Consider the following 15,041-nt stretch of genomic DNA (forward strand, 5'->3'; position numbering starts at 1 on the left):
CCTGAAGCGCCTGGAAAAGGGCGAGGTAAAGATCCGGGAGGCAGAGGGGAAAGAGCCCCGCATCGTGCAGATCCCGGGGGGCCATATCCACGTGGGAAAGACGATGGCAGTCTATACCAGATATGCCGGCTGGAAGGCGGAGGAAGAACAAAGTGTGCAAGCCCCTCACTCATAAGGGGCTTGCACACTTTGGGGCCGCCGCGATGCCGCTTTGCGGCTATATACCTTATCGCGGCGTGTGCATCCTCCCGGAGGGTTTTTATGATATAGGAAATTCCAGAGGAATTTCCTATATCATAAAAAATAAGACGCCCTGATATCATAAAAGGTATCAGGCGCGTCTTTTCACTATAGATCAGAGGGTCAACAGTTCGTTTAAAAGAACTTGATCCTCAATACTTTTATTACGATTCGTGCAGCGCCGAAGGCGCGCGGAAAGGAGATTTATATGGGTTTTTTGATATTTATTTCACCACTTTTATTGGGAATTCTGGGCAATGTATTTTACAATGTAGTAGGAAAATCGACACCTGAGAAAATAAATCCTTTTGTTTCTCTTGCAGTTACCTACTGTATGGCGCTTCTGGTTTGTATTGCCCTGTTCCTACTGACAAGCAGAGACAAAAATTTGCTTGCTGCTGCCGCTGAAGCAAATTGGACGTCCTATTGTCTGGGAGTGTGTATTGTGTTTGCTGATCTTTCACTCATTTTATTGTTCAGAGCCGGCTGGGATATCAGCATTGGATCTTTGATAGCGAATATTGCCTGCTCAGTCATTGTTGTAATCATTGGCGTGTGTTTTTTTGGAGAAAATATCACCGCGATGAAAATTACTGGTGTAATTGTCTGTGCGGTTGGACTTTATATCATTAATTCCCCTGAAAAGGCTGCAAGTAAAAAATGATAAGCTAATGTCACATTTACAATGGAGGATAAAATATGAAAGATACAAAAAAAGTTGCAAAATTAAATTATCTGGCTCCAGCAATCTTAATGGTTGTCTCCCGTGTTCCTTATATGATTATTCAGAAGGTTACACCAGAAACCATCGATCCTTATGTTTCTCTTTGTCTGTGCTATGGTGTGTGTCTTATTGTTGTTATTGGAATGTTTTTTTTAACGAAAAAAGGGCAAAACTTTATGTTGGAATTGAAAAAAATCAACTGGACTGCACCTGCACTTGGCATATGCCTTGTATGTATGGACGTATCCGTACTGCTGATGTTCCGTATGGGGTGGAATCTCAGCGTTGGAAGTGTCTTACTATATGTATTGCTGGCAATTGCCCTGGTGATTGTTGGAGCCGTTTTCTATAAAGAAAAAGTTACCCTTAAACGGTTGGTCGGCATAATTATGTGTATTGTCGGCGTTATTTTAATTTCAGAGATATAGGTCACAGGGCTCTTCTTTGTGGTGGTAATTCAAGCGGTATTCTCTGGGAGAAAGACCTGTGGCTTTTTTAAATACTGTGCTGAAATAGGAATAATTTTCATACCCCACGCTTGTAGAGACCTCGTAGACCATAAGATCAGTGGAGGATAACAATTGCTTTGCCTTATTGATGCGTAAAAGAGTAAGATAGTTGACAAATGTTATCCCCACTACTTTTTTAAATATGAGACTCAGATAGCTGGGTGATATATGTATGGATTTTGCTACAGAAGATAAGGAACAATCAAAATCCATGTAATGATTGTCCAGGTAATCCTTAGCCTGATTAAGTATCATCTGCTGCTGGTTTCTACGGGATACGTCGAAGGATGCATCATTAATAACTGGTTTATCCGGCTTCGGCTCAAGGATTTGTACCGGTGCGGATTTCTCATTGCCCGTCACAAACATGTCAACGTCCAACAGCGAGCAGATGCCGTCGCCGACGCAATTCCGCAATAAGTTAAAATCAAAAAACCTCTCATCGACCAAAAGAACTTTCATATTCCCTCACCTCTCATTTTACATCAATTTCCTCGTAGTTAATTGTAGATATAATGTCTAACATTCTGCAAAATTGCTGGATCTCTTCCTCGGAAAAATTTTCTTGGATTCGTGCGATCGCTTCATTGTCCTGCCTGCGGTAGACTTTGTATTTTAGTACAGCTTCCTCATTGACAGTTAAAATGTTCTGTCTGCGATCATCGGGATCCGGGACTTTCAGTACCAGCCCCTGACGGATCAATGCATTGATTTTCAGCGTAATGGCAGGTTTTGAGACCTGGAGTAAATTTGCAATTCTGGAAGCCGTGCATTTTCCCTTCATTGAAAAAATAAGCTCCAGGTAGAGCAGGCTGTTATAGGTAAGAGTCTCATCTACAAACTGCTTGTTCATCAGTCGCAGGTCACATAAAACAGTACTGTAATAAAATGCATCCAAAGCCGTTTTTAAATCCATTGGTTTACATCCCCCCGGGTGAAGTTTAATTTTCTCTTTTGTAAATAGTTAAGTTGTTTTAATTATTATAGCTTAACTAAATTGGCTTGTCAAGAAAGTTTTTGGATAACATTGGGCTTGACAAATGAGAGTTGTATTGCTATTATTTTAACTGATATTAGGCAGATGCTTGATCCACGCTTGTTAGGGAAAAATTCTCTTGCAGGCGTTTTTTTTATTTTAAAACGTAAACGTCCGGAACAGAGAAAAAAACATATAAAGTGTAAGGAAACCCAGTAAAATCAATGGGCCCAGGCGTTTAACAAACGTCTATATAATCAAAAGAAAAGGAGAAAAGCCATGGTAACAATCAGCAAATTTAGTTATGAAAACCCAAGATTCAATCATCTTCTTAAACGAAGAAGCAGCATTCCAGAAGAGGTGGAAACTACGGTCAGGGAAGTGCTGAAGGATGTAAAGACACGGGGCGACGAAGCTTTGTATGAGTACATGAAGAAATTCGACCATGTTGATATGAATGAAATTGGCTTATTCGTAACAGAGGAAGAATTTGCAGATGCAAGAGAAAAAGTATCAGAAGAATTTAAAGAGTCTGTAAAAAGTGCCTGTGACAATTTATTTAGATTTCATAAAAAGCAATTACCTGTGAGCTTTTCAGAAACCTATGAGGATGGTGCTGTACTCGAACGAAGATATACTCCCATTAACAGTCTGGCTATTAATGTTCCCGGGAATATGGCGCCGCTCGTCTCTACATTATATATGAACGTGATTCCCGCCATCGTGGCCGGAGTTCCGAACATATACATACTGACAAAACCAAGAATAGACGGAACAATTGATGAACATTTACTTTATGTTGCTGACTATCTGAATATCAGAAATTATTATAAAATTTCCGGTTCCCAGGGCTTAGCTGCTGTCGCTTATGGAACGGAAACTGTCAGAAAAGTCGATGCAATAACGGGGCCTGGGAATAACTTTACACAAATGGCAAAGAAGCTGTTGTTTGGTGAAGTGAAAATTGATTCCATCGCCGGGCCTTCTGAAATTGCAATTATCGCTGACAAAAATGCGAATCCTGTTTTTATAGCTGCAGATATGATGTCTCAGGCAGAGCACGGCACGGGATTTGAGGCAAGTACTGCTTTCTGTTTATCGGAAGAGCAGGCACAAAAGATTAAGGCTGAAATCAACCGTTTGTGTAAAGAACATGGTCTTGTAAAAGCAACCCAAAAAACATTTGAAAATTATGGAGATATTTTTATTGTTGATTCTATCGAGGAAGCTGTGGATGCCGTAAATGAAATTGCTCCGGAACACGCGGAACTGTTATTGGATGATTATCAGGATGCACTTACAAAATTAACGAATGCCGGCGCAGTATTTGTGGGTGAGTACAGTACCGAACCCGTGGGTGATTATTTCTGCGGAACAAATCATATTCTCCCAACATGCGGGACTGCAAAATTTTCTTCCGGCATGTCAGTATTGGAATTTATGAGAGGATATAGTGTCATCCATTATCCGGAAGCTGCATTAAAGAAGAATGCGGATTATATCATTCAGCTTGCAGAGTCCGAGGGAATGTCGGCACATGCCCTGGCAGTTAAAATTAGAAAATAGAATCGAAAGTATTGGTATTTTACCGATGCTTAAAAAGGAGTAAGGTTATGGCGTTAAAGAAAAAACCGGTTACCGGAATGAAGGACATGATGCCCGGGGAAATGGAAATCAGGGATTATGTGATTGGGCTGATCAAGGAGACATATAAATCATTTGGATTTTCCTCAATCGAGACTCCCTGTGTAGAACATATTGAAAATTTGTGCAGTAAGCAGGGCGGGGACAACGAAAAACTAATCTTTAAGATTTTGAAACGCGGAGAAAAGCTGAAGATCGATACAGCCAAAGCGGAGAGCGATCTGGTGGATGGCGGTTTGCGTTATGATTTAACGGTGCCGCTGTCCCGGTATTATTCCAATCATGCGAATGAGCTGCCATCTCCCTTTAAAGCTTTGCAGATCGGAAATGTGTGGCGTGCGGACAGGCCGCAGCGGGGACGCTTCCGTCAGTTCATGCAGTGTGATATTGACATTTTGGATGAACCGGGCAACCTGGCGGAGATAGAGCTGATTCTGGCGACCACGACGCTGCTTGGAAAACTTTCCTTTCAGAACTTCACCATCCGTATCAACGACCGCAGATTCCTGAAAGCAATGGCGGCATACAGTGGATTTGCAGAAGCGGATTATGAAAGTGTCCTTATCACACTGGATAAGATGGATAAAATCGGTATAGACGGCGTGGCAGCAGAATTAGAGGAAAACGGATATGCGAAAGAATCCGTGGACAAATACCTTCAGTTATTTAAAGAGATTACGAATGATGTGGAGGGTGTACGAAGCTGTAAAGAAAAACTAAAAGGTTTTCTTGAGGATGAGGCGGCGGATTCATTGGAAATGATCATTACCAGTGTGGAAAGTGCAAAAGAAGCGGATTTTAGAATCAGTTTCGATCCTGCGCTTGTGCGGGGAATGTCCTATTATACGGGAACCATTTTTGAAATCGCAATGGATGAGTTCGGCGGAAGTGTCGGCGGCGGCGGGCGCTATGATGAAATGATCGGAAAATTTACCGGACAGAGTATCCCTGCGGTCGGCTTTTCCATCGGATTTGAACGCATCGTTATGCTTCTGCTGGAGCGGGGCTTCGTGGTGCCGTCAGGCAGGGAAAAGAAAGCATTTCTAATAGAAAAGAACCTGCCGGCGGAAGGAATGCTCAAAGTATTGGAGCTTGCCAAAAGAGAACGCGCGGCGGGCAGGCAGGTCATGATTGTAAAAATGAAAAAAAATAAAAAGTTCCAGAAAGAACAGTTGATAGAACAGGGATATACAGACATTACAGAGTATTACGGGAGTTAGCGACGAGCTTTAGCCTCGGTGCGGATGGGGGCGCTCCATAAATGGATAGCCGAAAGCCTCCCGGAGAACATCCATGTCCTTTCAAAAACGCGGCCGCGGGCCTAAGAAATTCTAGGCGGGAAACAGCCCTGAAAATGGAGCACCACTGACACATCACGAGAAATCCGATGATTTCTCGCGCTGGGTCAGCTGATTTTTGGATTCGGAATCCAAAAATCTCTCCATTTTCAGGGCTGTTTCCCACCAAGAATTTCTAAGGTCCGCTTTGAGCGTTTTTGAAAGGACATGGATGTTCTCCGGGAGGTTTTCGGCGATCCCTTCATGGAGCTGGTTCATCCGGCCGGCAGGAAAAGGACACGTTCCTAAGGTGGGGCCTCAAACGAGGGCAGCGTATGGATATAGAATTGGCGGGACTTTTTTGTCCCCAGTAGGTGTACATAAGCAAGGGGATACGGCTTACAGTTAATATACACCTTGAAGATGAAAAGATACGCATAGCCAATCCACATCCGTTGCCCTGGCCGAGGATCCCACCCGGTTGGCGAGCTTTCCTGCCGATTGGATGAGCCAGCTTTATGACAGGGAGGCCGGGGAGGCGCTGGGGCTGTATATGCCGTTGCGAAATGCTGGAGTGNATGCTGGAGTGCGCTTAGTGATTCTTGAACAGCCGATGCCGGATAGGCGGGGAACAACTTGATCTCCAAATCAAGTTGTTGCTGAACCCAGCGCGGGAAATCATCAGATTTCCCGTGATGTGTTCAGCGTACCCGCCTATCCGGCATCGGCTGTTCTAGAATCACTTAGCAGCATGGGTGCATATCGCAACGGCATATACAGCCCCAGCACCTTCCCGGCCTCCCTGTCATAAAGCGTCCCCATCCGTCGACAAGTCTAAAGCTAGCCGACTAACTCCCGATTTTTTTAAAGTTATAGTTGAAATTCTTTGAGAATAGAGTATAATGATTACTGTAAAACCTGGAAAGGGGAGCTTGCATGAAGCAGGCTGAGAGTAAGCTGTATTGCTTAGACCCATAACCTGATTTGGATAATGCCAACGTAGGGATACATTGAACTGCATTTTATGCGGATATGCCTTATTTTGGTGTATCCGCATTTTTACATTCAAAATAACGATACACAGGAGGTAGGTACCATGATGAGAGAATGTTTTGACAAAGTTAGAGAAAAGTCGCCGCTGGTGCATAATATTACCAATTATGTGACAGTAAATGATGTGGCGAACATCCTGCTTGCATGCGGCGGCAGCCCGATTATGTCGGATGAGCCGGAGGATGTGGTGGATATCACTTCAATCTGCGGCGGACTCAATATCAACATCGGGACACTGAACCAGCGGAGCATCCGCAGTATGTTCCTGGCGGGGGAGAAGGCCAATGAGCTGGGGCACACCGTGCTTCTGGATCCCGTGGGCGCAGGGGCCAGCGGCCTTAGGACCGGCACGGCGAAGGAACTGATGGCAAAGATAAAATTCGATGTAATCCGGGGAAATATTTCGGAGATCAAGACACTGGCTCAGGGGAGCGGTACGACAAAGGGCGTGGATGCCGATGTGGCGGATGCAGTTACGGAGGAGAACCTGGAGCAGGCGGCAGCCTTCGTAAAAGCCTTTTCAAAAAGCTGCGGCAGCATTGCAGCTGTGACCGGGGCCATCGATTTGGTCAGCGACGGAGAAACCTGCTATGTGATCCGCAACGGGCGTCCCGAGATGGGAAGGATTACGGGAACAGGATGCCAGCTGTCCGGTATGATGACCGCCTTTATCACGGCGAATCCGAATCATAAGCTGGAAGCGGCAGCGGCTGCAGTCTGCGCTATGGGGCTTGCAGGGGAGAGCGGATTTGCACGGATGCAGGACGGGGATGGAAATGCAACCTACAGGAACCGTATTATAGATGCCATTTATAATATGACGGGTGAAGAACTGGAAAGAGGTGCAAACTATGAAGTGCGCTAAAGAAGAGCTGCTCTTGTATGCAGTAACAGACAGAAGCTGGCTGGGAGAGTCCACACTTTACCAGCAGGTGCGGGATGCTCTGGAAGGCGGCGCTACATTTATCCAGCTGAGGGAAAAGGAGCTGGAGACGGAGGCCTTTCTGGAGGAAGCCAGAGAGATCAAAGCTCTGTGTAAAAAGTATCAGGTTCCTTTTGTCATCAATGACAGTGTGGAGATTGCCCTGGCCGTGGATGCGGACGGTGTGCATGTAGGCCAGAGCGATATGGAAGCGGGAGATGTGCGCAGGAGGCTGGGAGAAGATAAGATCATCGGCGTATCCGCCCAGACGGTAGAGCAAGCCCTTCTGGCCCAGGAACACGGGGCCGATTACCTGGGGGTCGGGGCTGTCTTTCCGACCGGCTCGAAGTCGGACGCGATAGAAGTGGATATGGAGACGGTCAAGGCAATCTGTGGGGCAGTGAATATTCCGGTTATCGCAATCGGCGGCATTGGGGCGGGCAATGTCATGGAGCTTGCCGGCAGCGGTATTTGCGGTATTGCGGTCATCAGCGCACTCTTTGCACAGCAGGATATTAAAGAAGCGGCGCGGGAACTGAAGGAATTAACGGAAAAGATGCTAAAGGCGCCTTTTGAGGACGCAGCTGTATCCGGGCTGCAGCAGAAAAGATGAGGCAGATACAGGGGGCAGTATTTGATGTAGACGGAACACTTCTGGACTCCATGGAAATCTGGGAGAATCTCAGCGAGAGATATCTGGAATCCATGGGTGTGAAACCAGAGCCGGGACTGAGCAGAATCCTGAACACGATGAGTACAAGGCAGGGAACGCAATATCTGATTGAACACTATGGGCTGCAGCTGGATATCCGGCAGGCCATGGAAGGGATCAATAAAATGCTGTACGGGTTCTACAGCTGCGAAGCCCCTCTCAAAGAAGGCGTGGCGGAATGCCTGGAAGAACTGAAAAGGCAGAAGATTCCTATGATTGTTGTGACTTCCAGTGACCGCGTGAATGTAGAAGCAGCGTTCACAAGACATGGAATTCTGTCCTATTTTCAGGAGATCCTGACCTGTTCGGAGATGCATACAGATAAGACAAAACCGGATATTTTCCTGGAAGCGGCACGCAGGCTGCAGGCAGCGCCTGCAGATATCCTGGTTTTCGAAGATGTTCTGCATGCCCTGAAAACGGCAGGAAAAGCAGGCTTTCAAACTGCTGCCGTTTTCGACAGATATAGTGCCGGACAGGAGAAGGAAATCAGAGAAACAGCCGATTATTATTTGAAAACATTTAAGGAATTCAGTACCTGCGCAGCAAAGTGCACGGTACGGTCTGAACAGTAACTGAATTCAGCCAGATCATAAGTTATTAAAATCAACAAACCCAGCGGCAGACCGGGGGCACCACTCTCTGCCGCTCTATAAAATTAATGCAGACATAAAGAAGGGAAACGAAAGATTATGAGAACAGCATTAACAATCGCTGGAAGTGATTCCAGCGGAGGCGCCGGCATCCAGGCAGATATTAAGACGATGACAGCAAATGGCGTGTACGCCATGAGTGCAATTACCGCTCTTACCGCTCAGAATACGACCGGCGTAACAGGAATTATGGAAGTAACACCAGAATTTTTAAAGGAGCAGATGGACTGTATTTTTACAGATATCCGGCCGGATGCAGTAAAAATAGGGATGGTATCATCATCTCCGCTCATAGAGGCCATTGCCGGCAAGCTGCTTGAGTATCGGGCAGAACATGTTGTTCTGGACCCGGTTATGGTAGCCACGAGCGGTTCCAGGCTGATCAGCGAAGACGCTGTGCAGACACTAAAAGAGAAACTGATTCCTCTGGCAGAGGTAATCACGCCTAATATACCAGAGGCAGAGGTTCTTTCCGGCATGCAGATTTTGTCAGAAGAGGACATGGAAAAAGCTGCCGCAGCAATCAGTACCCGATATCAGTGTGCGGTGCTCTTAAAAGGCGGTCACGAGTTAAACGACGCGAATGATTTATTACACAGCAGAGGACGTGCTCACTGGTTTTATGGTAAACGGATTGAAAATCCGAACACACACGGCACCGGATGCACGCTTTCCAGCGCCATTGCCTCCAATTTGGCAAAAGGATTTCCGATGGAGCAGGCAGTAGAACGCGCAAAAGATTATATATCCGGTGCCCTGGGGGCCATGCTGGATCTGGGGCAGGGCAGCGGGCCGATGAATCATGGTTTTGCAATAGATGGCAGCTTTACGGCGGAGGCACCTGAAGCAGAAATGGAGGTGGGCTAAACATGAAAACAAAACGAACATCTATTTTTGAAAACGGATTGATCTGGTTTGGCGCAGGGGTTTCTATTGCTGAGATCCTGACGGGGACCTACCTGGCCCCTCTGGGGTTTTCTAAGGGAGTGCTCGCCATTATACTGGGCCACGTCATTGGCTGTACCATGCTTTTCCTGGCCGGCCTGATTGGTGCTAAGACCAGAAAGAGTTCGATGGAAACCGTTAAGATGAGCTTTGGACAGAAGGGAAGCCTTTTGTTTTCGATCCTGAATGTGCTCCAGTTGGTGGGCTGGACATCCATCATGATATATGACGGAGCTCTGGCCGCCAATGGTGTTGTGAAGACAGGCGCCTGGGTATGGTGCCTTGTGATTGGAGCACTGATTATTCTTTGGATCGCAATCGGGATAACAAATCTTGGAAAGATTAATACAGTGGCAATGACAGCCCTGTTTATCCTGACCCTGATTTTGTGCAAGGTGATTTTCTTTGGAGGCGGAGCCCCCGGAATGATCAGTCCGGAGGGGATGACCTTTGGAGCGGCGGTAGAGCTATCCGTTGCCATGCCGCTGTCCTGGCTGCCGCTGATCAGCGACTATACACGTGAGGCGGCAAAGCCGGTGAAAGCAACCGCGGTCAGCGCCATTGTCTATGGGATCGTAAGCTGCTGGATGTATACCATAGGTATGGGAGCCGCCATCTTTACCGGTGAAGGAAATATTGCCTCCATCATGGTGAAGGCGGGGCTGGGCATTGCCGGGCTTCTGATCATTATTTTTTCTACAGTTACAACTACGTTTTTGGATGCATACTCTGCGGGTGTATCCAGTGAATCTATTATCAAAGGAATCAGCCCAAAGCAGGTGGGAATCGTGGTAACAGTAGTTGGAACCGTGGCGGCAATTGCATTCCCCATGGATGATATCACAGATTTCCTCTACCTGATCGGTTCTGTTTTTGCCCCAATGATCGCCATCCAGATAGCAGATTTCTTCCTGTTGAAAAAGGACGAGAGCAGCAAAGCAGCAAATGTGCCGAATCTGGTTATATGGGTGATCGGATTTCTGGCTTACAGAGGGCTGATGCATGTAGATATGCCCGTGGGCAATACGCTGCCGGATATGCTGATCACGATTGTAATCTGCTTTGCAGTCAGAAAGGTTGCACTATTGGGAAAAAACACCTATAATGTGAATAGTGAGAATCCATAGTTATTGTTTACAGGTTTGACTGTGAACGGTAAAAGAGGGATAATCGGCAGCTTGGAGACAGGCTGCCGGTTCAATTATAAGGAGGTGGAAAAGAATGAGGATAAGTGCAGCATGTATCCAGTGCATGGTGGATAAACAGTCGGAAAACATAAAGGATTTTGAGGATGAGCAGATAAAATCAGCATATCTGAAGGAAGTCCTCCGCATAATTGGCAACAGCAGGGAAGAGGACACGACACCCGTTTTGTCGGCTTGCGTACAGAAGGCATATGAAAAATACTTTGGGGAAAGTATGGATTACAGCACAATTAAGCATTCCTTTAACAAGAAAATGCAGCTGGCGGAGGAGGGGATCAGGAAAGAAATCGAAGCCGCCCAGGATCCGCTTTCCTGTGCCCTTTCATTTGCAAGAACAGGAAATTACATAGACTTTGGCGCCCTGCGGGAAGTTGAAGACTCAGTTCTGGATATGCTGGTGCGTGAGGCGGGTAAAAAAGAGGTAGATAAGGATACGCTAAAACGCTTTGAAAGGGATTTGGAGAAAGGCGGCAGCCTGGTATATCTGACCGATAACTGCGGTGAGATCGTATTGGATAAGCTGCTGATCGAATTTTTGAAGAAGCAGTACCCGGCTCTTCGGATTACAGCAATTGTAAGAGGAGAGGCGGTAATCAATGATGCAACTGTTGAGGACGCAAAAGAGACCGGCCTGACAGATATCGTGCCCGTAATAGGAAATGGAACTGATATCCCGGGAACATCCCTTTCTGATATCAGCGATGAGGCCTCCCGGCTGATTCACGGTGCTGATATGATTATATCCAAAGGGCAGGGAAATTTTGAGTCGCTTCATGGATGCGGGCTGAACATTTATTATCTTTTTCTATGCAAATGCTACTGGTTTGTTAAACGTTTCCGGATGGAGAAGAACGGAGGGATATTTATACACGAAAGCGCGCTTGGAGCGGGCGGTATCTATATTGCAAAGTAGAAGTGAAATTCTTGTAACAGTTCAGAATTGTCTGAACTGTTACAAATTCTTTCGCCTGTCATCTGAGAAGCCGCCCTATGAATCGTACTGATCCATCCACTCATTCAGGAGTGTACAGTACTTCTCATTTTCTTCCACAAAGCACATATGCCTGCATCCGTCAAATAATTCCCAACGTGAATTCGGGATCAGATCATACATGGTTTTGGCTACAAGCGGTGTGCAAAGGTCATTTGTACCGCTGATTATCAGTGCAGGTTCCCTCATATCTACGATCTTATCCCTGTATTCCCATCCGCCCAGGCTGCCGGTCGGGTTGTATTCATTCGGTCCCCAGCCTGCCACATAAGCCTCGGTTCCGGATTTTTTCGGACGGCGCAGGCATTCCGGTGAATCTTCAGTTACAGCTCCCGCACAGTGAAGCAGCATAAATCTGTCATTCGCGGCAAGATAAGCCGGATCATCAAAATCCCCGGTTACTTCCGCTTTTGCAATAGCATCCTGATCTTCCTGCGACATAAACCTGATCATACGGTGCTGTTCGTGAGCCCACAGCTCTGCGGCAGGCAGCGTGCTGGAGAGAATGACCGACTTTATCCCCTTAGGTTTGTAATCACAGAGATATTCAATTGCAAGCATGCCTCCCCAGGATTGTCCGAGCAGATGCAGTTCGTCCAAACCGAGATGCTTTCTCAGTTCAATCAGCTCGTTGTCCCATGTCTCGGAACACCATAACTCAGGATGGCCGTCCACATAAGAATTGCCGCAGCCAATCTGATCGTAGGAGATGATGGCGCGTCCCTCCTCCGCAAGCCTGTCCAGCACCTCAAAATAGTTGTGTGTGGATCCGGGTCCGCCGTGCAGTAAAACAAGCGGTTTCTTATTACCTTTGCATTCCCCAACAATGCGGTAATAAGTCTGATACCCTAGATAAGGCATATAACCTTCAATGACTTTCATATAAGTTCCTCCTTGCCGTTTTCGGCTTTTTCATACTTTTCGATTATAACAGACATAATAGGCACTTTCAATTCGGACTATGTGGATTCTTTTACAATCTATATGGGAAGTAATAACAAAAATGTTATAAAATGGATAAAAAACTCGAAAACCGGCTTTCTAAATTCATACAATTCTCTTGTTTTAGAACATCCGGTTTGGTAAAATAATAAGAATAAGATTTGAGATGATGAAATGGCGGACAGTTTATACCAAAAATACATCCTGATGCACAAAAATATACCCGTTGCGGAGATTGAGCTTGACAATGCTTCTGCTTCTGTTTCCGCCATTGGTGAAATATACGCACCGGCTCATGTTCCGGTTGGTATTGCCGTAAAAAAGGGCAGAATTGACCGCACCGCTCTCAATGAGTGGTGGAAAGGCAGGGCGTTTGTGGCCGTTGACAATCTTAGCGCCGATGTAGGGGAAGATATTGCTTACAGTGGCTCCGATAAGGAACTGGACAGATGATATATTTAGTGCGGTTGCTCTAGAGCGGGCAGCGTCATTTTGAAGTAAGGGATTGAGCGGAAGGCGGATACACGATGGGAAAATGCTCGCAAAAGACAAAACAGTTTCATAAGCAGAAGGTTGCCCTTATGATTATCACAATCGCAGCGGTCACCGGCTTTCCATATCTGCAAAAAGGCTTGTGCGGGTATTTCCCGGATCTAATGTACCACATGCTGCGGATTGAAGCGGTAAAAGATGCATTACTGGAAGGGGTGTTCCCTGTCCGTATCTATGAAAGATTCTTCAATGGATACGGCTATGGAAGCCCGTTGTTTTATCCGGATATTTTCCTGATTTTTCCAGCTTTACTCAGAATACTATCGGTTCCCCCCTTAGCAGTATGGAAAATATTCGCGCTGTGCCTGACAGCTGGGACATCACTGACAAGTTACTTTTCTATAAAATACATTTGCCGGGACCGGGAATTTTCAATTGCGGCAGCCTTTATGCTGATGCTGTCCCAGTTTTACCTGGCAGATCTGTGCCATCGGGTCGGGCTGAGTGAATATCTCGCATTTATATTTATCCCGGTCTTGATTGCAGGAATTTATGATTTTTTTGTATATGGGGGAAGAAAAACATGGCTCATGGGAATCGGGTTTGCGGGGCTGCTTCTTTCACATACAATTATGACCTTCATCGGCGTGATACTTACGGTTCTTATATTTGTCAGAATGCTTTTTGTGCGCAGGGAGAATCTCTTTTTATTAGATATGGAACGTATGCGGAGACTATTTGTTACGGCGGGAGCAGTGATTCTTTGTACCGCATACTTTACGTTTCCCATGTTAGAGCAGATGATTTCGGGAACATTTCAATACATGACTCCATGGGCGAAGGTCGGAGATTATGTACAGCCCTTTTCTACATTTTTTAGGGTTACAGGATACTTCTCCCACATTGCATACGTAGGAATTGGAATTCCGATTCTGATTCTCCTCATTGTATGCCTTTTTTTGAAGAAACCGAAGAATAAATGGACAGTAGCTTTTTTTGTTGGGGGATGCGGGATGTTTTTACTGACAACACCGTTATTTCCGTGGGAAAAGCTGAATGATACCATTCTTAATATGATACAATTTCCTTATCGTTTTTATCCCTACGCGTTATTTTTTCTTATCGTAGGAATTACGATGATATTAGTAAAGAATTTCCCGACGGGAGTGAAAGGGCGCAAAGCAGTTTTAGTATTTGTGATCGCAGGTTCCGTGCTCGGGGGAATTGTGCAGAATGCAACGATTATAAGCAGTGAAGAGTCTAAGCAGATTGATGCCGCCTATCTGGAGGAGAATACGGGTTATGTGGGCGCAGGAGAATGGCTGCCACAGGGGCTTGACCCGGATGTGACCGGTTTGACGGCGGGTAAGACGGTCAAAGCAGATGAAGAACTAACGAACCAGAAGCTGAGGCATGAAGGAAAATACTATTATTTCACTACAGAGGATGATGCACATACGTATATACTTCCCCTGATGTACTATAAAGGCTATGAAGCATGGCTCTCTTGCGGGGACGGTTCCTCAGTCCGGCTTATGCTGGATAAATCAGATAATTCGCTTGTTCGTGTGCACAATACAGAGGGGAAAGAAGGGGAAGTACGGATAGAGTACGATGGGACTGCACTGCAGAAGATTTCCAGTATCATCTCATTGGTAGCACTTTTGGGGATATTATTGTATATTGTGATAAGCCATATAAAAAAGGTGAATATTAATAACACGGAATAACGAATCAACTATTCTTAGAGGAGGGA

The 15,041-nt window shown here is 45.9% G+C and carries 15 protein-coding genes and 1 riboswitch; of the genes, 12 read left to right on the forward strand and 3 right to left on the reverse strand.

The genetic code is table 11. From position 1 onward, the window contains the following. The first annotated feature begins 448 nt into the window (after positions 1-448). Positions 449-904 carry an EamA family transporter gene (locus BN1938_RS04815; RefSeq protein ID WP_050639520.1) on the forward strand — a complete coding sequence of 152 codons (456 nt, stop codon included), beginning with the start codon at positions 449-451 and terminating at the stop codon, positions 902-904. 35 nt (positions 905-939) lie between these two features. After that, positions 940-1,392 carry an EamA family transporter gene (locus tag BN1938_RS04820; RefSeq protein ID WP_050639521.1) on the forward strand — a complete coding sequence of 151 codons (453 nt, stop codon included), beginning with the start codon at positions 940-942 and terminating at the stop codon, positions 1,390-1,392. Here BN1938_RS04820 and BN1938_RS04825 read toward each other — a convergent pair. Both BN1938_RS04825 and BN1938_RS04830 read right to left on the reverse strand, forming a co-directional pair. Next, positions 1,381-1,935, reverse strand: coding sequence for a helix-turn-helix domain-containing protein (locus tag BN1938_RS04825; protein ID WP_050639522.1), 555 nt, complete (start codon positions 1,933-1,935; stop codon positions 1,381-1,383). The two genes, BN1938_RS04820 and BN1938_RS04825, sit on opposite strands and share 12 nt — an antisense overlap. Positions 1,936-1,948: 13 nt before the next feature. Beyond that, positions 1,949-2,389, reverse strand: a complete 441-nt coding sequence (locus tag BN1938_RS04830) for a MarR family winged helix-turn-helix transcriptional regulator (RefSeq protein ID WP_025656851.1) — start codon at positions 2,387-2,389, stop codon at positions 1,949-1,951. A 339-nt stretch (positions 2,390-2,728) separates the two neighbouring features. Between BN1938_RS04830 and hisD the strand changes: the two genes are divergently transcribed. The 8 genes from hisD to BN1938_RS04875 all read left to right on the forward strand — a co-directional run bounded on the left by hisD (position 2,729) and on the right by BN1938_RS04875 (position 11,773). After that, a complete protein-coding gene (gene hisD, locus BN1938_RS04835) occupies positions 2,729-4,015 on the forward strand; it encodes a histidinol dehydrogenase (RefSeq protein ID WP_050639523.1) in 1,287 nt (428 codons plus the stop codon). Between the two features lie 47 nt (positions 4,016-4,062). After that, positions 4,063-5,313 (forward strand): histidine--tRNA ligase, encoded by a 1,251-nt coding sequence (gene hisS / locus BN1938_RS04840; protein WP_050639524.1) that lies wholly within the window; start codon positions 4,063-4,065, stop codon positions 5,311-5,313. 971 nt (positions 5,314-6,284) lie between these two features. Beyond that, a riboswitch (TPP riboswitch) is annotated at positions 6,285-6,393 on the forward strand. A 73-nt stretch (positions 6,394-6,466) separates the two neighbouring features. After that, positions 6,467-7,288, forward strand: a complete 822-nt coding sequence (thiM, locus tag BN1938_RS04850; protein WP_050639525.1) for a hydroxyethylthiazole kinase — start codon at positions 6,467-6,469, stop codon at positions 7,286-7,288. Next, positions 7,275-7,958 carry a thiamine phosphate synthase gene (gene thiE, locus BN1938_RS04855; RefSeq protein WP_050639526.1) on the forward strand — a complete coding sequence of 228 codons (684 nt, stop codon included), beginning with the start codon at positions 7,275-7,277 and terminating at the stop codon, positions 7,956-7,958. Before thiM ends, thiE begins: the two co-directional genes overlap by 14 nt. After that, complete coding sequence (locus BN1938_RS04860) at positions 7,955-8,632, forward strand: HAD family hydrolase (protein ID WP_050639527.1); 678 nt, start codon at positions 7,955-7,957, stop codon at positions 8,630-8,632. The genes thiE and BN1938_RS04860 overlap by 4 nt, the downstream gene beginning before the upstream one ends. Before the next feature lie 117 nt (positions 8,633-8,749). After that, positions 8,750-9,577 (forward strand): bifunctional hydroxymethylpyrimidine kinase/phosphomethylpyrimidine kinase, encoded by an 828-nt coding sequence (gene thiD / locus BN1938_RS04865; protein WP_050639528.1) that lies wholly within the window; start codon positions 8,750-8,752, stop codon positions 9,575-9,577. A 2-nt stretch (positions 9,578-9,579) separates the two neighbouring features. Then, positions 9,580-10,782: a putative hydroxymethylpyrimidine transporter CytX gene (gene cytX, locus BN1938_RS04870; protein WP_050639529.1), complete on the forward strand. Its 1,203-nt coding sequence runs from the start codon at positions 9,580-9,582 to the stop codon at positions 10,780-10,782. A gap of 94 nt (positions 10,783-10,876) precedes the next feature. Next, positions 10,877-11,773, forward strand: a complete 897-nt coding sequence (locus BN1938_RS04875; RefSeq protein ID WP_050639530.1) for a damage-control phosphatase ARMT1 family protein — start codon at positions 10,877-10,879, stop codon at positions 11,771-11,773. 75 nt (positions 11,774-11,848) lie between these two features. Here BN1938_RS04875 and pepI read toward each other — a convergent pair whose 3' ends face one another. Further along, the gene (gene pepI / locus BN1938_RS04880) at positions 11,849-12,733 is read right to left on the reverse strand and encodes a proline iminopeptidase (protein ID WP_050639531.1); all 885 of its coding nucleotides are present in this window, start codon (positions 12,731-12,733) and stop codon (positions 11,849-11,851) included. A gap of 234 nt (positions 12,734-12,967) precedes the next feature. On the opposite strand from pepI, the gene BN1938_RS04885 reads away from it, so the two are divergent. Both BN1938_RS04885 and BN1938_RS04890 read left to right on the forward strand, forming a co-directional pair. Beyond that, complete coding sequence (locus tag BN1938_RS04885; RefSeq protein ID WP_050639532.1) at positions 12,968-13,246, forward strand: hypothetical protein; 279 nt, start codon at positions 12,968-12,970, stop codon at positions 13,244-13,246. Positions 13,247-13,320: 74 nt separating this feature from the next. Continuing rightward, the gene (locus BN1938_RS04890) at positions 13,321-15,015 is read left to right on the forward strand and encodes a glycosyltransferase family protein (RefSeq protein WP_050639533.1); all 1,695 of its coding nucleotides are present in this window, start codon (positions 13,321-13,323) and stop codon (positions 15,013-15,015) included. The last annotated feature ends 26 nt before the right edge of the window (positions 15,016-15,041 follow it).

The organism is Eubacterium sp. SB2 (assembly GCF_001244405.1).
In the GTDB taxonomy this organism is placed as follows: domain Bacteria; phylum Bacillota; class Clostridia; order Lachnospirales; family Lachnospiraceae; genus Faecalicatena; species Faecalicatena contortus_B.